Source organism: Niveispirillum sp. GW835-FHT14G11, from assembly GCF_058793615.1.
The window spans coordinates 283946-307423 of record NZ_JBXAFZ010000011.1; the positions used below are offsets into that span (position 1 = coordinate 283946).

General features: G+C 66.8%; 20 protein-coding genes. 6 read left to right on the forward strand and 14 right to left on the reverse strand.

Features of this window, described 5'->3' with window-relative positions; translation table 11 throughout:
- Positions 1 to 3 precede the first annotated feature (3 nt).
- On the forward strand, positions 4 to 2385 hold the full coding sequence (locus AC1Q7F_RS21050) for a heavy metal translocating P-type ATPase (RefSeq protein WP_492510502.1): 2382 nt from the start codon (positions 4 to 6) through the stop codon (positions 2383 to 2385).
- On the opposite strand, the gene AC1Q7F_RS21055 is transcribed toward AC1Q7F_RS21050, so the two are convergent.
- Both AC1Q7F_RS21055 and AC1Q7F_RS21060 read right to left on the reverse strand, forming a co-directional pair.
- Positions 2382 to 3632 (reverse strand): MFS transporter, encoded by a 1251-nt coding sequence (locus tag AC1Q7F_RS21055; protein WP_492510503.1) that lies wholly within the window; start codon positions 3630 to 3632, stop codon positions 2382 to 2384. The two genes, AC1Q7F_RS21050 and AC1Q7F_RS21055, sit on opposite strands and share 4 nt — an antisense overlap.
- A gap of 100 nt (positions 3633 to 3732) precedes the next feature.
- Positions 3733 to 4641: a LysR family transcriptional regulator gene (locus AC1Q7F_RS21060; RefSeq protein WP_492510504.1), complete on the reverse strand. Its 909-nt coding sequence runs from the start codon at positions 4639 to 4641 to the stop codon at positions 3733 to 3735.
- A gap of 125 nt (positions 4642 to 4766) precedes the next feature.
- Here AC1Q7F_RS21060 and AC1Q7F_RS21065 point away from each other — a divergent pair, with 125 nt between their 5' ends.
- Complete coding sequence (locus tag AC1Q7F_RS21065; protein WP_492510505.1) at positions 4767 to 5603, forward strand: oxidoreductase; 837 nt, start codon at positions 4767 to 4769, stop codon at positions 5601 to 5603.
- Positions 5604 to 5677: 74 nt separating this feature from the next.
- On the opposite strand, the gene AC1Q7F_RS21070 is transcribed toward AC1Q7F_RS21065, so the two are convergent.
- From AC1Q7F_RS21070 to AC1Q7F_RS21100, 7 genes are all read right to left on the reverse strand, one after another.
- Complete coding sequence (locus AC1Q7F_RS21070; RefSeq protein WP_492510506.1) at positions 5678 to 6823, reverse strand: M20 aminoacylase family protein; 1146 nt, start codon at positions 6821 to 6823, stop codon at positions 5678 to 5680.
- Between the two features lie 4 nt (positions 6824 to 6827).
- Positions 6828 to 7301: an Lrp/AsnC family transcriptional regulator gene (locus AC1Q7F_RS21075; RefSeq protein WP_492510507.1), complete on the reverse strand. Its 474-nt coding sequence runs from the start codon at positions 7299 to 7301 to the stop codon at positions 6828 to 6830.
- 64 nt (positions 7302 to 7365) lie between these two features.
- Positions 7366 to 8754, reverse strand: a complete 1389-nt coding sequence (locus tag AC1Q7F_RS21080) for an aspartate aminotransferase family protein (protein WP_492510508.1) — start codon at positions 8752 to 8754, stop codon at positions 7366 to 7368.
- Between the two features lie 299 nt (positions 8755 to 9053).
- Positions 9054 to 10529 (reverse strand): hypothetical protein, encoded by a 1476-nt coding sequence (locus tag AC1Q7F_RS21085; protein WP_492510509.1) that lies wholly within the window; start codon positions 10527 to 10529, stop codon positions 9054 to 9056.
- A gap of 341 nt (positions 10530 to 10870) precedes the next feature.
- Positions 10871 to 11956: a tartrate dehydrogenase gene (locus AC1Q7F_RS21090; RefSeq protein WP_492510510.1), complete on the reverse strand. Its 1086-nt coding sequence runs from the start codon at positions 11954 to 11956 to the stop codon at positions 10871 to 10873.
- Positions 11943 to 13421, reverse strand: coding sequence for an NAD-dependent succinate-semialdehyde dehydrogenase (locus AC1Q7F_RS21095; protein ID WP_492510511.1), 1479 nt, complete (start codon positions 13419 to 13421; stop codon positions 11943 to 11945). Before AC1Q7F_RS21095 ends, AC1Q7F_RS21090 begins: the two co-directional genes overlap by 14 nt.
- Before the next feature lie 3 nt (positions 13422 to 13424).
- On the reverse strand, positions 13425 to 14282 hold the full coding sequence (locus AC1Q7F_RS21100) for a GNAT family N-acetyltransferase (RefSeq protein ID WP_492510512.1): 858 nt from the start codon (positions 14280 to 14282) through the stop codon (positions 13425 to 13427).
- A gap of 223 nt (positions 14283 to 14505) precedes the next feature.
- Here AC1Q7F_RS21100 and AC1Q7F_RS21105 point away from each other — a divergent pair, with 223 nt between their 5' ends.
- Positions 14506 to 15981 (forward strand): aldehyde dehydrogenase family protein, encoded by a 1476-nt coding sequence (locus AC1Q7F_RS21105; protein ID WP_492510513.1) that lies wholly within the window; start codon positions 14506 to 14508, stop codon positions 15979 to 15981.
- Between the two features lie 7 nt (positions 15982 to 15988).
- Here AC1Q7F_RS21105 and AC1Q7F_RS21110 read toward each other — a convergent pair whose 3' ends face one another.
- From AC1Q7F_RS21110 to AC1Q7F_RS21125, 4 genes are all read right to left on the reverse strand, one after another.
- Positions 15989 to 16333 carry a hypothetical protein gene (locus AC1Q7F_RS21110; protein WP_492510514.1) on the reverse strand — a complete coding sequence of 115 codons (345 nt, stop codon included), beginning with the start codon at positions 16331 to 16333 and terminating at the stop codon, positions 15989 to 15991.
- Positions 16334 to 16370: 37 nt separating this feature from the next.
- Positions 16371 to 16871, reverse strand: coding sequence for a GNAT family N-acetyltransferase (locus AC1Q7F_RS21115; protein ID WP_492510515.1), 501 nt, complete (start codon positions 16869 to 16871; stop codon positions 16371 to 16373).
- Positions 16868 to 17158: a type II toxin-antitoxin system TacA family antitoxin gene (locus AC1Q7F_RS21120; protein ID WP_492510516.1), complete on the reverse strand. Its 291-nt coding sequence runs from the start codon at positions 17156 to 17158 to the stop codon at positions 16868 to 16870. Before AC1Q7F_RS21120 ends, AC1Q7F_RS21115 begins: the two co-directional genes overlap by 4 nt.
- A 174-nt stretch (positions 17159 to 17332) precedes the next feature.
- Positions 17333 to 19504, reverse strand: coding sequence for a malate synthase G (locus AC1Q7F_RS21125; RefSeq protein ID WP_492510517.1), 2172 nt, complete (start codon positions 19502 to 19504; stop codon positions 17333 to 17335).
- Between the two features lie 146 nt (positions 19505 to 19650).
- On the opposite strand from AC1Q7F_RS21125, the gene AC1Q7F_RS21130 reads away from it, so the two are divergent.
- From AC1Q7F_RS21130 to AC1Q7F_RS21140, 3 genes are all read left to right on the forward strand, one after another.
- Positions 19651 to 20472, forward strand: a complete 822-nt coding sequence (locus AC1Q7F_RS21130) for an IclR family transcriptional regulator domain-containing protein (RefSeq protein WP_492510518.1) — start codon at positions 19651 to 19653, stop codon at positions 20470 to 20472.
- An 89-nt stretch (positions 20473 to 20561) separates the two neighbouring features.
- Positions 20562 to 20954, forward strand: a complete 393-nt coding sequence (locus AC1Q7F_RS21135) for a response regulator (protein ID WP_492510519.1) — start codon at positions 20562 to 20564, stop codon at positions 20952 to 20954.
- A complete protein-coding gene (locus AC1Q7F_RS21140; protein ID WP_492510520.1) occupies positions 20938 to 22830 on the forward strand; it encodes a response regulator in 1893 nt (630 codons plus the stop codon). Before AC1Q7F_RS21135 ends, AC1Q7F_RS21140 begins: the two co-directional genes overlap by 17 nt.
- On the opposite strand, the gene AC1Q7F_RS21145 is transcribed toward AC1Q7F_RS21140, so the two are convergent.
- A complete protein-coding gene (locus tag AC1Q7F_RS21145; protein ID WP_492510521.1) occupies positions 22827 to 23285 on the reverse strand; it encodes a MarR family winged helix-turn-helix transcriptional regulator in 459 nt (152 codons plus the stop codon). The genes AC1Q7F_RS21140 and AC1Q7F_RS21145 overlap by 4 nt on opposite strands.
- Positions 23286 to 23478 lie beyond the last annotated feature (193 nt).

Genomic DNA, 23478 nt, shown 5'->3' on the forward strand with positions numbered 1-23478 from the left:
GGGATGTCGTCCGCGATCCTGTCATTGCCTGTGAAGGGCATGCATTGCGCCTCTTGTGTGGGGCGGGTTGAGAAGGCTTTGGGGAAATTGCCCGGCGTGGCGGCGGTGACCGTCAATCTGCCGGGTGAGCGCGTGCTGGTGACGCCGGCCGCCGATGCCGATGCGAAGATGCCGGCCGCCGTGGTGGCGGCCATTGCCGAGGCAGGGTTCACGCCGGTGGTGGAGCCCAAGCGGCTGCGGCTGACCGGCCTGCGCTGTGCGGGTTGCGTCGGCAAGGTGGAGAAGGCCCTGCGCGCCGTGCCCGGCGTGATCGAGGTGAAGATTTCCCAGGCGACATCGACGGCCCTGATCGACGCCGCCGATGTCAGTGATGCCGACCTGGCCGCCGCCGTCACGGCCGCCGGCTATGGCGTGGTGCCGGAAGGGCAAGTGCCGGACAAACCGCATCATCATGACCATGCCGCCGTGACGGCCCCCACCGATGCCGGATTGGGGCAGGGGGCGCGGGCGGCGCTGGCCATCGGCCTGTCACTACCGCTACTGCTGCCCATGCTGGGTGGGCCGGCGCTGCCGGCCTGGGCGCAGTTCGGGCTGGGCAGCCTGGTGCAGTTCGGTTTGGGCTGGCCCTTCTATGCCGGGGCCTGGAACGCCTTGAAGCACGGGGCGGCCAGCATGGATGTGCTGGTGGTGCTGGGTACGCTGGCGGCCTGGGGCCTGTCGGGCTGGATGTGGGCAGATGCCCATCCCGGCCATAACCCGCATCTCTATTACGAGGCGGCGTCGGTGATCATCGCCATGCTGCTGCTGGGCCGCTGGCTGGAGGCACGGGCCAAGCGCCGGACGGGGGCGGCCATCGAGGCGTTGATGGCGCTGCGCCCCCAGGTGGCGCGGGTGCGCCGCGACGGGGTGGAGGTCACCCTGCCCATCGCACAATTGCAGCGCGGCGACGTGGCGCTGGTCCGGCCGGGGGAGCAGGTGCCGGTGGATGGCACCATCCTGGAGGGGGCCACCCATCTGGATGAAAGCATGCTGACGGGGGAGAGCCTGCCCGTGTCCAAGGGGGTGGGAGCGCGCGTCACCGGTGGGGCGATGAACCTGGACGGGTTCGTCGCCGTGACGGCCGGCGCCCTGGGGGCCAACAGCACGCTATCGCGCATCATCCGTATGGTGGAAGAGGCCGGCGCCGCCAAGGCGCCCGTGCAGCGGCTGGTGGACAAGGTGTCGGCGGTATTCGTGCCCGTCATCCTGGTCTTGGCGCTGCTGACCCTGGCCGTCTGGCTGCTGGCGGGCGCAGGTTTGGAGGTGGCGCTGATCAATGCCGTGTCCGTCCTGGTCATCGCCTGCCCCTGCGCCTTGGGTCTGGCCACGCCCACGGCGCTGATGGTGGGGACGGGGGTGGCCGCGCGGGCCGGCATATTGATCCGCGATGCCGAGGCGCTGGAGCGGGCCCGCGATATCGCCGTAGTGGCCTTCGACAAGACCGGTACCCTGACCGATGGCAAGCCCGCCATCGCCGCGGTACAGGCGGCACCCGGCAGCGACCGGGATAAGGTCCTGCGCCTGGCCGCCGCCCTGCAGGTTGGCAGCAGCCATCCCTTGGCCGCCGCCGTGCTGGACGCCATGCCGGGCGTGCCGGCGGCATCCGACATCCGTGCCCTGCCCGGGTTGGGGGTGGGGGGCGACTTGGAGGGCCGCACGCTGCTGCTGGGCAATGCGCGGCTGATGACCGGTCGCGGCATCGACATCACCGTACTGGACACCATGGCCCGTGACCTGACGGCGCAGGGGCGGACCCTGTCCTATCTGGCGGCGGACGGGGCCGTGCTGGGGCTGATCGCGTTTGGTGACCGGGTGAAGGCAACCGCGCCCGCCGCCATCGCCCGGCTGCGCAAGCTGGGCGTGCGCACCATCATGCTGACGGGCGACAATGCGGGGGCAGCGGCGTCCACCGCGGCGCTGCTAGGCGTGGACGAGGTGCTGGCCGAATTGCAGCCGCAGGACAAGGGTGACGCGCTGGCCAAACTGAAGAATGGCGGGCGGGTGGTGGCCATGGTCGGTGACGGCATCAACGATGCCCCGGCCCTGGCCGCCGCCGATATCGGCATCGCCATGGGCACCGGTACGGATGTGGCCATGCGCGCGGCCGGCATCACCCTGATGCGGGGCGACCCGTCGCTGGTGGCCGATGCCATCGCCGTGTCCCGCCGCACCGTGGCCAAGATCCGGCAGAACCTGTTCTGGGCCTTCATCTATAATATGGTCGGCGTGCCGCTGGCCATGGCCGGGCTGCTGAATCCGATGCTGGCGGGGGCGGCCATGGCGGCGTCCAGCGTCTGCGTCGTGGCCAATGCTCTGCTGCTGCGCCGTTGGCGGGCCGAGGGTTAAAGCGCCTTGTACTTGCGCAACGCGAAGCCGGTGATGACGCCGACAATGCTAAACAGCAGTACATAGAAAGCCGGGGCCAGGGGGCTGATTTGCAGCATCATGGTCACGGCGATGGGCGTCAGGCCGCCGAACACCGCATAGGCGAGGTTGTAGGAGGCCGACAGGCCGCTGAACCGCACCGAGGCCGGGAACACATGTACCATGGCATGCGGCACGGCCCCGATGGTGCCCACCGACAGGCCGACAAGGGCCGATAAGGGCAGCAGCCAGGACGGGTCCACCCGCAGCACCAGGAACATGGTGAAGGCGGAGATGGCCAGCAGCGGGCTGAAGAACATGAAGAACCGCGCCCCGCCGATGCGGTCGATGATCAGCCCGGCCAAGATGCAGCCGATGGACAGAAAGACGGTGGAGACGCTGTTGGCGGTGAGCGCGGTGGCCGCGTCGAACCCATAGGCCTTTTGCAGGATGGCCGGAGTCATCAGGATCAGCACGATGATGCCCGAGGATAGCAGGCCGGTCAGGGCCATGGACACAGCCACGCCGCGCAGGTGATCGCGCGCCACCACGCGCAGCGGCAACTCCGCCGTCAGGGTCTTGCGTTCCTGCATGGCCCGGAAAACCGGCGTCTCCGCCAGCCAGCGGCGCAGATAGACCGAGATGAAGCCGAACACGCCGCCCAGCAGGAAGGGCAGGCGCCAGGCATGGTCCAGGATCACATCCGGCGTGAACAGGGTATTCAGGCCGGTGGCGGCCAGCGAGCCCAAGAGGATGCCCACGGTCAGGCCACAGGTGACGGTACCACAGGCAAGGCCGATACGGTTCGGCGGCACATGTTCGGCCACGAACACCCAGGCGCCCGGCACCTCGCCCCCGATGGCGGCGCCCTGGATCACGCGCAGGGCCAGCAGCGCCACCGGTGCGATGATCCCGACCTGAGCGTAAGTGGGCAGCAGGCCCATGCCCAGGGTGGAGATGGCCATCATCAGGATGGAGAGCGTGAACATGCGCTTGCGGCCCAGCCGGTCGCCGAAATGCGCCATGACGATGCCGCCCAGGGGGCGGGCCAGGTAACCGGCCGCGAAGATGCCGAAGGTCTGCAATTGCTTCATCCAGTCCGGCAGTTCCGGGGGGAAGAACAATTGCCCGATGGTCGCGGCAAAATAGACGAAGATGATGAAATCGTAGAATTCCAGCGCCCCGCCCAGGGCGGCCAGGGCCAGGGTGCGCACGTCCCGACGGGACATGGATTGCTGCGTCAATCTCGCTTCCTCCGACAAGCCCCCGCGCGCACGAGCGCGTCCAAGGAACTGTTTTGACAGCTAATCGACTGCGCCGCGCCCGCTGTCAAGCCGGGCCTCTTCGACCATTGTCGGCCTGCACGAAATCCACGAAGGCCCTGAGCGCAGCCGGCATCTGCCGGCGCGACGGATAATAGAGATAGACGCCGCTGTAATAGGGGCACCAATCCTCCAGCACCCGCACCAGCCGCCCGTCGGCGACATGGCCCTTCACCTGCTCCTCGAACGTGAAGCCGAGGCCGGCCCCGGCCAGAGCAGCGTCGACGATCAGGTCGGTATCGTCCAGGATTAGCGAGCCTTCCACCGCCACCGACAGTTCGATCCCGCCGCGTTCGAATTCCCACGCATAGAGCCGGCCGCTGCCAAAGCGCAGATTGATACAGGGCAGATTCTTCAACTGTTCGGGCGTCACTGGCCTGGGGTGCCCGTCGAAGAAGCCGGGGGATGCCACGATGGCCGTGCGCTGGCGCGGGCCCAGGGGGACGGCGATCATGTCCTTGGCAATGGTCTCCCCGAACCGCACGCCGGCATCGAAGCCCTCCGACACGGTATCGACCAGGGCATTGTCCACCACGATCTCCACCTGCACGCCCGGATAGCGGGCCAGGAAGCGGGTGACGACGGGCAGCAGCTGCAGCCGGGCGGAGACGCGCGGCGCGTTGATCCGCAGCCGCCCGGACACGACGCTCCGCAGATTGTTGAGATCGTCCAGCGCATCATCGATATCGCGGAAGGCGGGGCCGACGCGGGCGAACAGCCGCTCCCCCGCTTCCGTCAATGCCACCGAGCGGGTGGTGCGGTTGACCAGCCGCAGGTCCAGCCGTTCCTCCAACTGCCGCAGGGCATGGCTCAGGGCGGAGGGGGTGCAGCCCAACTCATCCGCCGCGCGGCGGAAGCTGCGATGGCGGGCGATGGCCAGGAAACAGGACAGGTCGGCGGCGGTCACATGTACCATTGATGAAAATTACTCACCAGCTTGCGGAATATCCAGTCGATTATCTCAGCAACGCTGCGGGCGTAAACATCTCTCCAGGCGCCGGACGGACCGGCCCGATACATGATCGACAATGGAGAGATCCCATGCGTACCTGGTTCATCACTGGCGCTTCCCGTGGTTTTGGCGCCCTGATCGCCGAGCAGGCCCTGGCCAAGGGCGACAATGTCGTGGCTACGGCCCGCAAGCCGGACGCCGTCACCCAACGGCTGGGCAGCCACCCCAACCTGCTGGCCATCGCCCTGGACGTGACGCAGGAGGAACAGGCCCATGCGGCGGCCAAGGCTGCGGTGGAGCGGTTCGGGCGCATCGACGTGCTGGTCAACAATGCCGGCTATGGCCTGCTGGGCGCGGTGGAGGAGGCGACGGGGGCGGAGATCGAGGCGCTGTACCGCACCAATGTCTTCGGCCTGCTGTCCGTGACCCGCGCCGTGCTGCCCCATATGCGGCGCCAGCGGTCGGGCCATATCCTGAACTTCTCGTCCGTCGGCGGGTATCGCAGCGGGGCGGGGTTCGGGGTCTATTGCTCCACCAAGTTCGCGGTGGAGGGGCTGACGGAGGCGCTGGCCGCCGAACTGGCGCCGCTGGGCATTCATGCCACGGCGATCGAGCCGGGCTATTTCCGCACCGACTTCCTGGACGCCACCTCCCTGACCGTCAGCCCGCTGCGCATCGGCGATTATGACGCGACGTCCGGGGCCGTTCGCGACTTCGCGGCCCAGGTCAGCCACAAGCAGCCCGGCGACCCCAACAAGCTGGCCCAGGCGGTGATCGGCTTTGTCGAGGCCCCGAACCCGCCGGTGCGCCTGCCGCTGGGCAGCGATACGGTGGCCGCCATCCTGGCCAAGCATGAAAGCGACGCGGCCCTGGTGGCCGAATGGCGCGACCTGTCGGTTTCCACCGACTTCGCAGCCATCGCGTGAGGCGGTTGCTGTCCCAATTTTTGATCGGTGTCCGAACGATGCCAACGGTCAATATCCATCGTTGACCGTTGGCATCAGGCGGCCAGCAGCGCCTCCACCAGACCGGCATGCAGGCGGATGCCGGTGGGGATGATGGCGTCGTTGAAGTCATAGTGGGGGTGGTGGAGCGGGCTGGTGTCGCCCTGGCCCAGCCAGAGATAGGCGCCCCTGGCGGCATTCAGCATGAAGGCGAAATCCTCCGACGTGAAGGCGGGGTCAGGGGCGGTGAAGGCGTGGGGGGATATTTTCGCGGCCACGGCAAGCGCCTCGGCGGCGGCTTCGGCATCGTTGATGGTGGCGGGGTAATAGCGGTCATAGGCGATGTCGGCGGTGACGCCATGGGCCAGGGCCACCCCTTCCACCACCTGGCGCAGGCTGGCCTCAATCCGGTCCTGCGCATCCGGTTCGAAGGTGCGGACGGTGCCGCCCAGGGTGACGGATGCGGGGATCACATTATGGGTATGGCCGCCCTGGATGCAGGTCACCGACAAGACGGCGGTGGCGGTGGGTGCGATGCGGCGGGCGACGATGGTGTTGAGCTGTCCCACCATTTCCGAGGCGGCCAGGATGACGTCGGGGGTGACATGCGGCATGGCGGCGTGGCCGCCCTTGCCGTTGACCACAATCTCGAACTTGTCGGCGGCGGCCATGATCGGGCCGGGGCGGGTGGCGACATGGTGGGCCGGCAGGCCGGGCCAGTTATGCAGGGCGAAAACCCGGGCGCAGGGGAAGCGGGTGAACAGCCCATCCCTGACCATCTCGCGCGCACCGCCCAACCCTTCCTCCGCCGGCTGGAAGATGAAATGCACGGTGCCGTCGAAATGGCGGGTACGGGCCAGATGGCGGGCGGCCCCCAGCAGCATGGTGGTGTGGCCGTCATGGCCGCAGCCATGGAAGATGCCGGCATGGGTGCTGGCATGCGGCAGGCCCGTCGCTTCCTGAATGGCGAGCGCGTCCATGTCGGCGCGCAGGCCGATGGTGCGGTCCGACGAGCCGGCCCGCAACACACCGACGACGCCGGTGCCGCCGATGCCTTCATGCACCTCCAGCCCGATCTCCCGCAGGGTGGCGGCAACCAGGGCGGATGTCCGGTGTTCCTGGAAGCCCAGTTCGGGGTGGGCGTGGATATCACGGCGCAGCGCAGTGAGGGCGGGGAGAAGGTCGGCGAGCGCGTCGGGCATGGGATCAGCCTTCCCCGAACAGGGTTTGGATCGGGTAATGGTGCTTGATGAAGGGCGATTTGATGACGACGTAGGAGAAGTATTTCTCGATACCGAAATCGCCCTCCAGCATGCCTTCGATGATGGTCTGATAGTGGGCCACGCCCTGGGTGACGAATTTCAGCAGATAGTCGTAACCGCCGCTGACCAGATGGCATTCCACGATCTCGTCGATCTTGCGGATGCGCGTCTCGAACCGCGAGAAGTCGCCGGAACGATGTTCGGTCAGAGTGACCTGGGTGAAGACGGTGAGGAATTCGCCCAGCTTGGCCAAGTTGACATGGGCGCCGTAGCCGGTGATGTAGCCGGCCTTTTCCAGCCGCTTGACGCGGGTCAGGCAGGGGCTGGGCGACAGGCCGACGGCGTCGGCCAACTCGACATTGGTGATGCGGCCGGCCTGCTGGAGCTGCGCCAGGATCTTCAGGTCGATCCGATCCAACTTGGGTCCCGGTATCATGTTTCGACTGCCTTTTCCCCGATGGATGAAGACATAAACCTGAAGATCAGACCAGGGCCGCCCGGACATCCGGAGCCGCCAGCAGATCATCGAGAGTTTGCCGGATGCGCTGGAAAATCAACGCCATTTCGGATGCGTCACAGCAAAGGGCCGGCGCCAGGCCGATGATATTGTCGCCAAAGGCGCGGAAGATCACGCCGTTGGCATAACCCTGCCGGAACAGCCGGTCGGACAGGCCCAGGGATGGGTCGAAGCGGGCCTTGGTCGCCTTGTCGGACACCAGCTCGATCGCACCCAGCAGGCCGCGGCCGCGCACATCGCCGACCATGGGGTGATCGGCCAGAGACTCCAACCCGGCGACGAAATCGGCGCCGCGGGTCTGGCCGTTGGCCAGGATGCCGCCTTCGGTGTAAAGCCGGATCACCTCCAGCCCCACGGCCGCACTGACCGGGTGGCCGGAATAGGTGAAGCCGTGGCCGACCACGTCGCCACCCGTCGCAGCCGATGCGATGCCCTGATAGATCTGTTCCGACATCAGCACGGCGCCCATGGGGGCATAGCCGGCGGTCAGGCCCTTGGCCATGGTCATCAGGTCGGGTTCCACCCCCTCATCCTCGCACGCGAACATCGGCCCGGTGCGGCCGAAGCCGGTAATGACCTCATCCGCCACGAACAGGATGTCCATGTCCCGGCACGCCTCCCGCATCGCCTTCAGCCAGCCCGGCGGCGGCACGATGACGCCGCCCGACCCCTGGATCGGTTCGCAGAAGAAGGCGGCGACATTGTCGGGGCCACCCACTTCATCGACCTTGGCCCGCAACTGGGCAACCGAGCGGGCGGTCAAGGCCGCCGGGTCGGACCCCAGGTCGGAGCGGTAGGGGTAGGGGGAGGGGATATGGTGCTGCCAGGGGCGCGGCAGATCGAACAAGCGGTGGAAATTGGCCAAGGCCGTCAGGCCGGCACCGACGGAAGACGAGCCATGATAGCCACGCTCCAGGGCGATGCAATGCTTCTTGGCCGGCTTGCCCACCGCGTTCCAGTAATGGGTGATGTAGCGGACGGCAGAATCCACCGCGTCGGACCCGCCCAGCGTGAAATAGACGCGGGTCAGGGAGGCGGGCGTCAGTTCCACCAGCCGTTCGGCCAGCCTGACCGCCGGCTCGCTGCCGAAATGGAAATAGCCGGTGGCATAGGGCAGGCGGCGCATCTGTTCGGCCGCGACCTCCACAATGCTGTCCTGACCATAGCCGACATTGACGCACCACAGGCCGGCAAACGCGTCCAGCAGACGGTTGCCGTCGATATCCGTCAGCCACATGCCCTTGCCGCTTTCCAGCAGGGTGGCGCCCCGCGCCTCATGCCCGTGAAAGGACGTGACGGGGTGGATCAGGTGATCCCGGTCGATATCAAGGATGGAACGGTTGCGCTTCAGCATCTGCCGGGTCCTGGAAGGAAGGTCTGGGCATGAGACTAGGCCCACAACGGACGCGGTTGGCGCTGTTGTCGGGGGCGGATCGGCGGGGGCGGTGGGATTTGGGGGGATGGCGCGGCATGTTATGCCGTGGGAGCGTGGCATGAACCACACCCTCCTTCGTCATCCCGGCGACAAGCCGGGACCCAGGGGCCAAGCGCCCGACCGCGCGGCAGCGCTGATCAACACTGCTTTGAGGTTTGATCCTGTGGCCCCTGGGTCCCGGCTTGCGCCGGGATGACGGTAAAGAGAGAGCGGCATCCTCAATACCCATCCCCATCTCCGTGTCGGCGACGGCCCTGTGAAACATCGCGCGACGTGATGTCGCCCCTGTCGCACAGGTCCATGGGCGGCTTGTCGCCCCAGGCCATCCACCGGGACCGGACGGCCCAGCGGGCGGCGGAGAGGCCGCTGGCACCATCGACGCCATCGGCGATGGGCAGGCTGTTATGGAGGATCCAGGCCAGCACGCGCGGGGCGGCGCGGCGGTGGATGCTGTAGGAACCGCGCGTCAGCCGCAGCGAGGGGCCGGGATAGTGCGGCACGGGCGGGGCCGAGGCCCTGACCTTGCACCGGGCCGGCTTGCCGCGCCAGCGCAGGTCGGCCGGGAAATCGGGCAGCGGGTCACCGGTCTGGCCCATCGGGTCGGCATCCAGCGGCGGCAGATGCGGCACGGGGTCGGGGACGATATCGGCGGTGGGGACGGTTTCGACATTGATGGCGGGGACGGGTTCGGGGGCGAGGGCGGTGAGGTCGGGGGAGAGGGGATCGGGGAGGGGGACGACAGTTTGATTACCCTCTGCCGCCTCCCCGGCGGAGGCCGGGGCCCAGGGGCCGCTCGCCGTGACGGTCGCGGTTTCGTCGCTGTCCGCTGCGGTGAGGTCGGGCGCTTGGCCCCTGGGTCTCGGCATTCGCCGGGAAGGCGGATCAATGGTGGCGGCGGTGAGCGTGTCCGTGGCGGGAGCATCCGGGAGAGCATCCTGGGCGGCGTCCGGGAGAACATTCGGGAGAGCGTCCGGCGAAGGGGAACAGGTTGCCGTGGCGGCCCTGGCCGGATGCGGCGGCTCGAAACCATGCGGATGCAGGGGCACGCGGCGGTGGCGCTTGCGCGGTGCGGCCATGGCGGGACATTCCTCCAGCACCGGCAGGGGGGCGGGGCTGTCCGCCGGGGCGTCCAGATCGGCCAGGATGGCGGCCGTCTTCTCTGCGCTGGGCAGCCAGCTGTGGGGCATGCGGGCATAGCCGGGCCTGGGCGGGTGTTCGGCCTGTTGCAGCAGTTCCGCGCCCAGGCCCAGCCGGTCGGCGGCCCAGAGGGTGGCGCGCATATTGCCGTCGGCCACGGCGCGGTAGAGCGTATCCACCACCAGTTCGCGCATGGCCACGAACCGGCTGTCGGCCTCCCGCCGCATCAGGGCCCGTTCCTCCGCCACGCGGCGGCGCAGGTTATGCGACCGGCCCAGCGCCCGCCAGATGGTGGAGCGCGACAGCTTGTAATGCTCCGCGATCTTGATGATCGGTACGCCGGCCGCCAGGTGGAAGGCGACCTTGGCCCAGGTAGCCTCATCCAGCTTGCGGGAATTATATCCTTCCATCAGATGGTTGCAGCTGGTGAAGCGCACATCCTCCGTGAACGGCTTCACGAACCGGTCAGACGAGCCGCGCCACCAGGCTTCCGACTGTTCCTTCGGCGTCAGGGTGGCGTGGTCTTTGTCGTAGGGATTGTGGGACAGGGAGGACATGGCGCAGCACTCCGCAGGTGATGGGGAAATTAATCCTATCACAAAACGGCGGCGGAAGTCGAGGTTGACGGGGAATTTTGTCCTAGAATGCGGTGCGGGATTGGCTTGCCTGCCTCCCCGCGAAAATCCGCGCTGTAAGGGGCAATAACACTCTCCACACTCACCCCGGTAAGTGGATTTGCATTACCGTAGAAGCCCCTTCCACCGTCACCCCGGCGCAGGCCGGGGCCCAGTTCGTAGAGCAAAGTGCTTGTCATCTGGGCCCCGGCCTTCGCCGGGGTGACGGTGGAGAGTGTGGCAACGGAAGTGCCCAAAATTCGCGGGAGTCCTGCGCCAACCCCTTACCCCAGCGCCGCCGCCACGGCCTTGCCGCAGGTGCCGGTGTCGGCGGTGCCCTTCAGGTCGCGGGTGCGCAGGGCGGGTTCGGCCAGGGTGCGTTCGATGGCGGTGACGATGGCGGATGCCGCTTCCACCTCTCCCAGATGTTCCAGCATCATGGCGGCCGACCAGATCTGGCCCACCGGGTTGGCGATGGCCTGCCCGGCAATGTCGGGGGCGGAGCCGTGGACGGGTTCGAACAGGGACGGGCCGGTGCGGTCGGGATTGATGTTGCCCGACGGGGCGATGCCGATGGTGCCGGTGCAGGCGGGGCCCAGGTCGGACAGGATGTCGCCGAACAGGTTGGAGCCCACCACCACGTCGAACCGGTCGGGGTTCAGCACGAACTGGGCCGTCAGGATGTCGATATGGTACTTGTCCCAGCGCACATCCGGGTATTTGGTGGCCATGGCTTCGACCCGGCTGTCCCAATAGGGCATGGTGATGGCGATGCCGTTCGACTTGGTGGCCGAGGTCAGGTGCCGGTTGGGCCGGCGGCTGGCCAGGTCGAAGGCGTATTTCAGGACGCGGTCGACGCCATGGCGGGTCATCACCGTTTCCTGGATCACCAATTCCCGGTCGGTGCCGGGGAACATGGTGCCGCCCACGGATGAATATTCACCCTCGGTATTTTCCCGCACGATCCAGAAATCGATATCGCCCGGCTGGCGACCGGCCAGGGGGCAGGGCACGCCCGGCATCAGGCGCACGGGGCGCAGGTTGACATACTGGTCATATTCGCGCCGGAACTGCAGAAGCGACTGCCACAGCGAGATATGGTCGGGCACCTTGGCGGGCCAGCCGACGGCACCGAAGAAGATGGCGTCCGGCTGGCCGATCTGTGCCTTCCAGTCCTCCGGCATCATGCGGCCATGCTTCAGGTAATAGTCGCAATGGGCGAAATCATGCCATTGCTGTTCCACCGTGAAGCCGTACAGGCTGGCCGCCTTTTCCAGCACGCGGATGCCTTCCGGCATCACTTCATTGCCGATGCCGTCGCCGGGGATCACGGCGATCTTGTAGCTTTTCATGGCTTTACGAAGCCTCATGCATTTTAAGCCCGCCGATATGGAAGGCCTTGGTTTCCAGATATTCCTCGATGCCGGTCGGCCCGCCCTCGCGGCCCAGGCCGGATTGCTTGATGCCGCCGAACGGCGCCATCTCCATGGCGATGGACCCGGTATTGAGCGCCACCATCCCGGCCTCCAGACCCTCGGCCACGCGGAAGGCGCGGTGCAGGTTCTCGGTGTAGAAATAGGCGGCCAGGCCGAATTGCGTGTCGTTGGCGATGTCCAGCGCCTCGCGCTCCGCCTTGAAGCGGAACAGGGGGGCGACGGGGCCGAAGGTTTCCTCCGCCGCCAGGCGCATGGCGGTGGTGACACCGGTCAGGATGGTGGGGGCCGCGAACCGGCCGCCCAACCCGCCATCCTCGGCGCGGGCGAACACCTGCGCGCCCTTGGACAGGGCGTCGTCGACATGGGCGCCGACCTTGGCGATGGCGGCGTCATTGATCAGAGGGCCGATGGTGGAGCTGGCGACATCGCCACGGCCAACGCGCAGGGTGGCGACGGCGGCGGCCAGCTTGTCGGCGAACTTCTCATAGACGCCATCCTGGACCAGGATGCGGTTGGCGCACACACAGGTCTGGCCGGCATTGCGGAACTTGGACGCCATGGTCGCGGCCACCGCCACGTCCAGGTCGGCATCGTCGAACACGATCAGCGGCGCATTGCCGCCCAGTTCCAGTGACAGGCGCTTCACGCTGTCGGCACTTTGCGCCATCAGCAGCGACCCGACGCGGGTCGATCCGGTGAAGGACAGCTTGCGCACCAGGGGCGAGCCGGTGAGTGCCGCCCCAATGCCGGCGGGCGGGCCGGTGACGACATTGAACACGCCGGCCGGGATGCCGGCGCGTTCGGCCAGCACGGCCAGGGCCAGGGCGCTGTAGGGCGTCAGGTCCGACGGTTTGATCACCACGGGGCAGCCGGCGGCCAGTGCCGGGGCGCATTTGCGGGTGATCATGGCGGCGGGGAAGTTCCAGGGCGTGATGATCGCCGACACCCCCACCGGTTCCTTCCAGGTCAGGATGCGGCGGTCGGATTCCGGCGCCGGGATCATGCCGCCATAGATGCGCCGGCCTTCGCCCGCGAACCATTTCACGAAGCTGGCGGCGTAGCGGATTTCCCCTGCCGCTTCGGCCAGGGGCTTGCCCTGTTCGGCGGTCATGATGCGGGCCAGATCGTCGGTATGGGCCAGGATCAGCGCGTGCCAGCGTTCCAGCAGGTCGGCCCGCGCCCCGGCGGTCAGCGCCCGCCAGGCCGGCCAGGCGGCGTGGGCGGCATGGATGGCGGCCTCGGCATCCTCGGCACCGCAGGCCGGCACGCTGCCCAGGATGGAACCGTCGGCGGGATTGTCCACCTCCAGCATGGCCATGCCGGCGGCCTGGCGCCATTCACCGGCGATGAAGGCGGACTGGCGGAACAGGGCGGGATCGGAAAGGGTCAGGTTGGTCATGGTTCAGCCCAGCGCCTGGGTGACAAGGGAGAAGGTGTGGAATTCGTCGTCGCGGGGCAGGGGCGTGCCGCGGATCATGCGGGTGACGCGGCCCACCTGCTGCAGCCCCAGCTCGTCCAGCCAGGGGGACAGACCGCTATCTTCCGTCACGTCCACGCGGCAGAACATGCCGGCATTGGCCCCCAGCCAGTGGGAGATCAGGGCCTTGGCCCCGCCGATATCCGGCGCCACGGTGGGCCCGACGACATAGCCGCGCCCGAACTTGCGGAACAGGGCGAAGCCCGCCACCTCATGATCGCGGGTCAGCATGACGCCCAGGGCATCCTTGTCCAGGGTGGCGATCAGGCGGCGGCGGTCCATGCCGGTGGCACGGGCATCCAGGTCGGGGATGATCTCCATGTCGCGCAGGCCCATGGGCCGCACCCGCTCGTCCGGCAGCAGGTCGGGCAGCGGCACGGAAAAGGCCGTGCCCTGGTGCTGGAACACCTCGCCCACCGCGACGAAACCCAAGGACTGGTACAGCGGCAGCCCTTCCTGCGTCGCGTGCAGCATCATGGTGCGGTCGCCCAGGATCTCCATGACGGCAGCCATCAGCCGGCGCCCGATGCCCAGCCCCTGCGCGGCAGGCGACACGATGACCATGCCCAGGGTGCCGGCCCTGTCCCCGAACAGCCAGCACATGGCGGTGCCCACCACCTGGCCGTCCTTTTCAGCCACCACACCCTGGCCGAATTCCAGGAAGAATTGCCAATCCTCCAGCCGGTGCGGCCAGTTCAGCGCGCGCGACAGGGCATGTGCGGCCTCCAGATCCGTTTCGGTCATCGCCCGCAGCGTCACGGCGGGCCGGATCGCCTTTTCCATGCTGATTTCCCCCTAAGGCACGGGCTTGCGGCGGCATGAACTGCCGTGGGTGCAAACCCAGGTATCATGCGGCGATGATAGACGCGGGTGCATGGCATTCGCTGCCGGGATGCGGGTTAATTCGGAAGATTGTGGCGCGGCCGTTCGGGCTGATCCCGACCAAATGCCGCGCCGGCGGGCCTATTCATGGCACCATATGGAATGCCAGCCGGAGTGTCACCCTTTGAGCGCCTTTGATCCCGACAGCCTGATCCTGCCCGCCGGTTCCAACGTCATCGCCGGGCGCCGTATCGCCGGTATCGGCGCGCAAATCGCCGTGCGCCGCCCGTCCGACGGGCGTGAATATGCCGTGCTGGACAGTGCGGGGCGGGGACAGGTGGATGAGGCGGTGGCCGATGCGCACCGCGCCTATCGGCACAGCGGCTGGGCCAAGGCCGACCCGCGCCAGCGCATGCGGGTGCTGCGCCGCTGGGCCGACCTGCTGGATACCCATGTGGAGGAACTGGCCCTGCTGGAGGCGGTGGGGTCCACCCGCACGGTGGCGGAATGCCGGGCCTGGGACATCTCCTATGCCGCCGAATGCATCCGCTTCTACGCCGAATTCGCCGACAAGGTGGGGGGCGAGGTGGCGGCCACGACGCCGGACAAGCTGGGCCTGACCATCACCGAGCCCTATGGCGTGGTGGCGGCGGTGGCGCCGTGGAACCTGCCCATCGTCATGGCGGTGTGGAAGGTGGCGCCCGCCGTGGCGGCGGGCAATTCCATCGTCCTGAAGCCGTCGGAGATGACGCCGTTTTCCATCGTCCGTGTAGCCGAACTGGCGATCGAGGCGGGGCTGCCGCCCGGCATCTTCAATATCGTGCAGGGCGATGGGCGGTCGGTGGGCGACCCGCTGTGCCGCCATCCGCTGGTGGCCAAGGTGACCTTCACCGGCTCCACCCGCACCGGGGCCGCCATCATGACGGCGTGCGCAGAGACCGGGCCCAAGCCGGTGACCCTGGAACTGGGCGGCAAGAGCCCGCAGATCGTCTTCGCCGACTGCCCGGACCTGGACAAGACCGCCGCCATCGTGGCCCGCGCCATCACGCTGAATGCCGGCCAGGTCTGCGTCGCCGGATCGCGCCTGCTCGTGCAGGACAGCGTGGCCGACCGGGTGGTGGACCTGATCGCCGCGCGGTTCAAGGCGCTGAACGCCGCACCCACCTGGGATGCCGCCTCCAGCCTGTCGCCCATCATCAGCCACCCGCAGCTGGACCGTATCGCCGGCATCGTCGGCCGCACATTGGCGGCGGGTGCGCAGCTGGTGACGGGCGGGGGCCGGGCGGGGGGGCCGCAGGACGGGTCCTATTATCAGCCCACGATCCTGGCCGGGGTGGATGGGAGTGCGGAGGCGGTGCGGGAGGAGATTTTCGGGCCCGTGCTGACGGTGCAGAGCTTCGCGGACGAGGAGGAAGCGCTGACGCTGGCCAACGACACCGAATATGGCCTGGCCGCCGGGGTGCATACGGGCGACGTGGCCAGGGCGCTGCGCATGGTGCGCGGGCTGGAGGCGGGGACGGTCTGGGTCAACCGCTATGGCCGCTCCAACGATTTCATGCTACCCACCGGCGGCTTCAAGCGGTCCGGCATCGGCAAGGATCTGGGGCGCGAGGCCTATATGGCGAATTTGAAGGTCAAGACGGCGCTGGTGGAGTTTTGAGGGGGCATCAATCTTGACGCAATGGGTGGTTCCAAAAACACGTCCAGACAATATCTCGCGCATCAATTCCAAGGGCGGTGAGGATGTCATAGAGCAGCTTCGGAAGGTCGGTGCTTCCTTCCATACAGGTGATTATCGTGGAACCATCTGGCATTCCTCTATAACGATTGAACGCCACCACGCCGATGTTCAGATCAAGAATGAACGCCTTGTAATAATCAAGATTATCGTATCCGTTCTCAAGCGGAACATTCAATCTTTGCGCCAGAGTCTCAATTTGTATCGATATTCTCGCCAGGTCGAGGCCAAGTCCTTTTGGCCAGATTTTGATGGGGATGGTTCTGATATTCATTGTGCCCTCTTGAGATTTTCAAGAATTCTGGACTATCTCAATCAATCTCCAACGCTCGCCGAACATCGTCCAGCGTGACCATCAGCAGCATCGGGTCCAACGGCGATGGATTGAAGCCCAGGCGCAGATAGAAATCCTTTGCCTGGGGAGAGATGGCATGAACGACAATGCCCCGGATGCCCAGCAGATCGGCCGCTTGCGACACCCGCCACGTGCAATCATGGAACAGGGACCGCCCCAGGCCTTTGCCCTGCCAGGAAAGGTCCACCGCCAGCCGGGCGAGGACAATGACGGGTACCGGGTCCGGCATGTTGCGACGGAACCGTCCCGTTGCCGCCACTGTCGCCACGCCGCCAGATGCCAGGGCGTAGTATCCTGCGATACGATCACCGTCACAGGCAATGAAAGTGCGGGTGGCGCCCGATACCTGATTGGCACGGGCGCGACGGATCAGCCATTGGTCGAGTGCCGGCTCACCAGAGGAAAAGCCTTCCAGCACATGATGAGCGGCCAGCGGCTGCGGCGCCGACAGGCTCACGCCTGCTTATCCCAGATAGGGCGCTGCCCCAGACTGCGCAGCAGCCGTTCATTGGGTTCCGGCGGGGCATCAAGCCGTGCGACGAAGGCGGCATAAGCCGCCTCATCCACCTGGAACAGGGTACGATCCAGCAGCGCGTCGGTCGCCGCCTGCCGGGCCGCATCCAATATGAAGTCTGTCCGCGTCTTGCCCAGCAAGCGCGCAGCCTGATCAATCAGGCTGCGATCATCGGCCTGGATGCGGATATTCAAGCTTTCGCGACGGGTGGGATTGTCGATGGCCGTCATGATGGTCTCCGGAATCTGAAACCATCATGACGTAATGTCATCGTCTGTACAAGTTATACCCGTTCCCGGTGATCGTGACCGATCACCGGGCCTCAGTCGCCGGCGTCCACATCCGTGGACTTGGCTACGCCGCACGTGCGGCGCGGCGGCAGTCGCCGCCGTGACCCAAATCCCTCACCCCTTCGCCTTCAGCGCCCGGCGATGCTTGTGCAGCAGCGGCTCGGTATAGCCGCTGGGCTGCTCCACGCCCTTGAACACCAGGTCGCAGGCGGCCTGGAAGGCGATGGAGGCGTCGAAATCGGCCGCCATCGGGCGGTAGAGCGGGTCACCTTCGTTCTGGGTGTCCACCACGGCGGCCATGCGCTTCATCACGGCCAGCACCTGGGCTTGCGTGCAGACCCCGTGCAGCAGCCAGTTGGCGATATGCTGGCTGGAGATGCGCAGGGTGGCGCGGTCTTCCATCAGGCCGACATTGTGGATGTCCGGCACCTTGGAACAGCCGATGCCCTGGTCGATCCAGCGCACCACATAGCCCAGGATGCCCTGGGCATTATTCTCCAACTCCTCATTCACCTCCGCATCCGACCAGTTGATGCCACGGGCCAGCGGGATGGTCAGGATGTCGCGCAAGGATGCACGGGGCCGGGTGGACAGCTCGGCCTGCCGGGCCGCGACATCCACCTGATGATAATGCAGCGCATGCAGGGTGGCGGCGGTGGGTGAGGGGACCCAGGCGGTGGTGGCGCCGGCCATGGGATGGCCGATCTTGACCTTCAGCATCTCCGCCATCCGGTCGGGCATGGCCCACATGCCCTTGCCGATCTGGGCATGGGACCGGAAGCCGGCGGCCAGGCCGTTATCGACATTCCAGTTCTCATAGGCCCCGATCCAGGCGGCCGACTTCATCTCCGCCTTGCGGATCATGGGGCCGGCCTGCATGGAGGTGTGCATTTCATCGCCCGTGCGGTCCAGGAAGCCGGTATTGATGAAGCAGACCCGGTCCTTGGCGGCGCGGATACATTCCTTCAGGTTGACGGTGGTGCGCCGTTCCTCATCCATGATGCCGATCTTCAGGGTATGGCGGGCCAGCCCCAGCACATCCTCGATCCGGTCGAACAGATGGTTGGCGAAGGCCACTTCCTCCGGCCCATGCATCTTCGGCTTGACGATATAGACCGAACCGGCCCGGCTGTTGGCCAGACCACCCGTGCGGCGCAGGTCATGCAGGGCGATCAGGCTGGTGACGATGCCGTCCAGAATGCCCTCCGGCACCCAGGACCCATCCGCGAACGTCACGGCATCGATGGTCATCAGATGCCCGACATTGCGGATGAACAGCAGCGAGCGGCCATGCAGGCTGATACTGCCGATACCGTCGGCGGCCTTGTAGGTGCGATCCGGGTTCAGGGCCCGATCCATGGTGCGGCCGCCCTTGTCGAACGTCGCCGTCAGGTCGCCCTTCATCAGGCCCAGCCAGTTGCGATAGACGGTCACCTTGTCGGCGGCATCGACGGCGGCGATGCTGTCCTCGCAATCCATGATGGCGGTCAGGGCCGATTCCAGCACGATATCGGCCATGCCGGCCGCGTCGGTCTGGCCGATCGGGTGGGCGCGGTCAATGACGATGTCCAGATGCAGGCCGTGATGGACCAGCAGGATGTTGGCGGGCGCGCCGGCATCGCCATTATAACCCTTGAACTGTCCGGCATCGGCCAGCCCGGTAACGCTGCCATCGGCCAGGGTCACGACCAGGGTGCCGTTGGCGACGCTGTATCCCGTGGCGTCCTTGTGGCTGCCCTTGGCCAGGGGGGCCGCCTGGTCCAGCACCGCGCGCCCCTTGGCGATGACGGCGGCACCACGCACAGGGTCATAGCCCTTGGCCCCGGTCGTGCCCACATCGCCCAGCGCGTCGGTGCCGTACAGCGCGTCATAGAGACTGCCCCAGCGGGCATTGGCGGCGTTCAGCGCGAAGCGGGTATTCATCACCGGCACCACCAGCTGCGGCCCCGCCACCTGGCTCACTTCCGGATCGGTGTTCTGAGTGCCGATGGTGAAGTCCGGCCCCTCGGCCACCAGATAGCCGATGTCGCGCAGGAACGCCTCATAGGCGACCGGATCGATATCCTGCCCGCGCCGCGCGATGTGCCAGCCATCGATCTTGGCCTGCAGCGCGTTGCGCCGGTCCAGCAACCGCTTGTTCACGGGCGCCAGATCGCGGAACAAAGCTGCAAAGCCGGACCAGAAGGCGGCGGGGTCCAGCCCCGTGCCGGGCAGGGCCTCACTCTCGATGAAGCGGTGCAGCTCGGCATCAACCTTCAGACCATGAATATCGACGGTGGCGGACATGGGGCGTTCCCTCAACAAGCGGCTGGTGTCGTTGCCCTAACGCCTATCAGGCCGTCTGCCCCTGCGCAACAGTTCGTGGAAGTCTTTCCACGATACGGAAATGCGTGTTAAGCGTAGGTCAGGTCGAGCCAACGGCCGGAGGAGCCATGGTTAAGTCCGACACTGAACGCAGCGGCAATGTCCAGGTGCTGGGCCGGGCCATCGCCATCCTGAACCACCTGTCGCAGGCCGATGGCGGCGCCAGCCTGACGGAGGTGGGGACCAGCGTCGGGCTGGCCGCCTCCACCACCCATCGCCTGCTGACTTCTTTGGAATCCGAACGATATGTGCGATTCGATGCCGAGACCAAGCTATGGTCGGTGGGGGTGCAGGCCTTCATCATGGGCAGCGGTTTCCTGCGCACGCGCGATCTGGTCCGCCTGGCGCGCCCGCACATGCGGGCGCTGATGGAGGCCAGTGGCGAGACGGTCAATCTGGCCATCGAGGATCAGGGGGCGGCCGTCTATCTGTCGCAGGTCGAATGCCGGGAGATGATGCGCACCTTCGCCCGGCTGGGCGCGCGCGTGCCCATGCATTGTTCGGGCGTGGGCAAGGCGCTGCTGTCGGCGCTGGGTGAGGGCGCGCTGGCCCGGCATGTGGAGCGCCATGGCTTGGCGCGGGTCACGGCCCGCACCCTGACCAGCCTGCCGGATATGCAGGCCGACCTGTCCGCCGCCCGTGCGCGGGGCTATGCCGTGGATGATGAGGAACATGCCGTGGGCCTGCGCTGCGTGGCGGCACCCATCTTCAATGAACATGGCGATCCGGTGGCGGCCGTGTCATTGTCCGGCCCCATGGCGCGCATCACCGATGCGCGGATCGGGACACTCGGCGGGCTGGTCGGCCGTGCCGCTCTGCGCATCATGGCGGAGATCGGCGGGAACCCTCAACCTGAACGGATGTATACCCCGGTCTATGCCCAACCTTAGGCCGTTCGAAATAAGGCTCAACGCTTAGCGCCATTTGCCCTCGTCCGGCGTTAAGCTATCAAGGTTGCTTTGCAGGTTGCAGGTTGGTGATGGGAATTCAAAAACGCATACTGGTCGTCGAGGATGAATTCCTGATCGCCATCCATGTCGCCGATATCATGGCGGATCTGGGATTTGACGTCATCGGCCCGGTGGGCGACATCCAGCAGGCCCTGCCGCTGGCGGCGGGGGAAATGCTGGATGGTGCGATCCTGGACGTCAACCTGTCCGGTCAGCTGGTCTTTCCCGTGGCAGCCACCCTGGCGGCGCGCGGCGTGCCCTTCATCCTGACCAGCGGCTATGACGCCGCCGGCCTGCCGGCGGAGTGGCATGGCCGGCCCATCCTGCGCAAACCGGTCGTGGAACGTGATCTGGCCCGTCTGGCCCTGACCGTATTCAAGGCGCATGAGAGCGCGCAGGTTGCCGGTGTCGGCCAAGGTTGAAGCGCCGGCGAGGCGCATCCTTCTGATTGAGGATAGTCCTACCCAGGCGCTGCGTTTCCGCCTGCTGCTGGAAGAGGATGGCTATGCCGTCGAACAGGTGGACAGTGCCGAAGCGGCATTGCCCGTCCTGAACCGGACGCTGCCGCATCTGCTGATCGTCGATCATCATCTGCCCGGCATGCAGGGCGGCGACCTGTGCCGCCTGATCCGCCTGCATCTGGCCACCTTGTCCATGCCGATCCTGATGCTGACGGCGGATGAGACACCGGCGCGTCAGCGCGAGGGGCTGGATAGCGGTGCGGACGATTTCCTGCCCAAATCCACGGATTCGGCCGTGCTGCTGCTGCGTGTGGCCCAGTTGCTGCGCCATGCGCGGCGCGACGACGACATGGAGGTACTGCCCCAGATCCAGTTCCGCCAGCCCCGCGTGCTGGTGGTGGGGTTCGAGGCCGCTTTCCTGCATCCGCTGCGCGCCATGCTGGTGGAGGAAGGGTGCCTGACGACGGAAGTGCCAAGCGCCACCGACGCCCTGGCGCGGCTGGCCCAGGAACCGCAGGACGTGATGCTGGTCTGCAACCGGCTGCCCGACATTGGCGGCCAGGAACTGTGCCGGCAGAGCCGGGCCAGCGTCGGCACGGGCACCGCCGTGATCCTGGGCCTGGGCGGCACCCATGATCAGGATGCGCTGCACCGGTTGCTGGCCACGGGCATCGACGATCTGTTCGACCCCGCGGCCCCGCTGGCGCCGCTGCGCGCCCGGTTGCGGGCCATCCTGCGCCGCCGTTTCCTGGAAGATCAGAACCGCCGCCTGCTGGCCGATTTCCGCGAACGGGAAGGCCGCGCGCTGCGGCTGGAGGCCGAACGCAACGCGGCCCGCACCCGCGCCATGCTGGCCGACCAGCTGGCCGCCGTGAACCGCCGCCTGGCCGACCAGGCCCTGATCACCGCCACCATCACCCGCAACGTGCCCGCCGCCCTTATCCTGACCGACCGGGCCGGCATGGCCACATATCTCAACCCCCCGGCCGTGGCGCTGCTGGGCGGGGAGCTGGAGGGCGGGTCGGTGTTCGAGCGGCTGGGGCTGGAGAAACCGGCCAAGGATGGCAGGCCCGTGCCCGCCGCGGCGGAACAGGCCACCACCCTGACCCGCCCCGACGGGCGGGACGTACCGGTGCATTATTCCATCATCCCGCTGGACGGGGACGAAGGACCGTCCGGGGCCGTCGTGCAGATCGTGGACGTGACGGAACGGCGCCAGGCGGAGGAACGCCAGGAACTGCTGATGGCCGAGCTGTCGCATCGGGTGAAGAACACGCTGGCCACGGTGCTGTCCATCGGCCAGCAGACGCGCCGGCGGCATGCGGATACGGCCAGTTTCTGGTTGTCCTTCGAAGGCCGCCTGCGGGCCCTGTCGGCCACGCACAATCTGCTGGCCGACCATTATTGGGAATGGGTGCAGCTGTCGGAGGTGGTGCGCCATGAGGTGAACCCCTATGCCCAGGAACCCCAGGATGTCTGTATCGAGGGGCCCCCCATCGAGCTGCGGCCCAAGGCGGCGCTCGCCCTGGCCCTGGTCTTCCATGAACTGGCCACCAACGCCGCCAAATACGGCGCCTTCTCGCAGCATGGCGGCCATCTGGACGTGCATTGGGATGTGGACGAGGGGACGATGCCCCCCCGCATCCGCGTGAGCTGGAAGGAGACGGGGGGACCGGCCATCACCGTTCCCGGCGCCAAAGGCTTTGGCACCTCCCTGATCCAGCGCTCGCTGGCCTATGAGATCCACGGCGCCACGGCGCTGCATTTCGAGCCGGACGGCGTGCGCTGCACCATGGACTTTCCGCTCAGCGAGGGTATCCGACGTCGGATCGGCTAATCCACCGGCAGTTCCTTCAGCCCGCGCTCCGCCACGATCCGGCGCAGCGCGCCTTCCATCACCGACCGCTCCGTCTCCGTCAGGCCGGCGAAGAACGCCGCCTCGTTCTCGTCCGCCAGCCGCGCCAGCTCCGGCAGCAGGCATGTGCCGTCATCGCTCAGCGACAGCTTATGCGCCCGCCCATCCAGCGGGTCGTCGGCGCGCTGCACCAAGCCCTTGGCAATCAACCGGTCGGCCAGTTTGCTGATGGCGCCGCGCGTCATGCCCATCTGGTCGGCCAGCCGGGAAGGGGGCATGGGCTCGACCTTGTACAGCTCGCGCAGCACCACCCATTCCGCCACCGTGACGCCCCGGCCCTCCAGCTTGCGCGCGAAGCCGTGCGACACATGGTTGGACACCAGACGCAGCCAGAAGCCCAGATGATCGGTCAAGCGCGATACCGGTTCGTCGGTCATGATCCCCATCGCCAATTTGATGCCAAGGAAACTATCCTGAAAGGCGGACGAGGGCCAGGGGCTGACATTTCTATCTTGCGCAGGACTGACATTTTAACTTTGCGCCTACATTTGCGGGCGGATTCACGCTGAAGTGCGACTGGGTTGCAGTGCATTGTAGTCGGTTCGCCTGATAGCTGCCAGCTTGCTGCTG

Coding starts and splice junctions, on each gene's coding strand:
- AC1Q7F_RS21070 (WP_492510506.1), bottom strand. CDS start 6,823: ATGCCCGACGCGCTCGCCGACCTTCTCCCCGCCCTCACTGCGCTGCGC.
- AC1Q7F_RS21060 (WP_492510504.1), bottom strand. CDS start 4,641: ATGGTACATGTGACCGCCGCCGACCTGTCCTGTTTCCTGGCCATCGCC.
- AC1Q7F_RS21055 (WP_492510503.1), bottom strand. CDS start 3,632: ATGTCCCGTCGGGACGTGCGCACCCTGGCCCTGGCCGCCCTGGGCGGG.
- AC1Q7F_RS21130 (WP_492510518.1), top strand. CDS start 19,651: ATGGTTAAGTCCGACACTGAACGCAGCGGCAATGTCCAGGTGCTGGGC.
- AC1Q7F_RS21095 (WP_492510511.1), bottom strand. CDS start 13,421: ATGACCAACCTGACCCTTTCCGATCCCGCCCTGTTCCGCCAGTCCGCC.
- AC1Q7F_RS21135 (WP_492510519.1), top strand. CDS start 20,562: ATGGGAATTCAAAAACGCATACTGGTCGTCGAGGATGAATTCCTGATC.
- AC1Q7F_RS21085 (WP_492510509.1), bottom strand. CDS start 10,529: ATGTCCTCCCTGTCCCACAATCCCTACGACAAAGACCACGCCACCCTG.
- AC1Q7F_RS21125 (WP_492510517.1), bottom strand. CDS start 19,504: ATGTCCGCCACCGTCGATATTCATGGTCTGAAGGTTGATGCCGAGCTG.
- AC1Q7F_RS21065 (WP_492510505.1), top strand. CDS start 4,767: ATGCGTACCTGGTTCATCACTGGCGCTTCCCGTGGTTTTGGCGCCCTG.
- AC1Q7F_RS21110 (WP_492510514.1), bottom strand. CDS start 16,333: ATGAATATCAGAACCATCCCCATCAAAATCTGGCCAAAAGGACTTGGC.
- AC1Q7F_RS21120 (WP_492510516.1), bottom strand. CDS start 17,158: ATGACGGCCATCGACAATCCCACCCGTCGCGAAAGCTTGAATATCCGC.
- AC1Q7F_RS21080 (WP_492510508.1), bottom strand. CDS start 8,754: ATGCTGAAGCGCAACCGTTCCATCCTTGATATCGACCGGGATCACCTG.
- AC1Q7F_RS21145 (WP_492510521.1), bottom strand. CDS start 23,285: ATGACCGACGAACCGGTATCGCGCTTGACCGATCATCTGGGCTTCTGG.
- AC1Q7F_RS21050 (WP_492510502.1), top strand. CDS start 4: ATGTCGTCCGCGATCCTGTCATTGCCTGTGAAGGGCATGCATTGCGCC.
- AC1Q7F_RS21090 (WP_492510510.1), bottom strand. CDS start 11,956: ATGAGGCTTCGTAAAGCCATGAAAAGCTACAAGATCGCCGTGATCCCC.
- AC1Q7F_RS21100 (WP_492510512.1), bottom strand. CDS start 14,282: ATGGAAAAGGCGATCCGGCCCGCCGTGACGCTGCGGGCGATGACCGAA.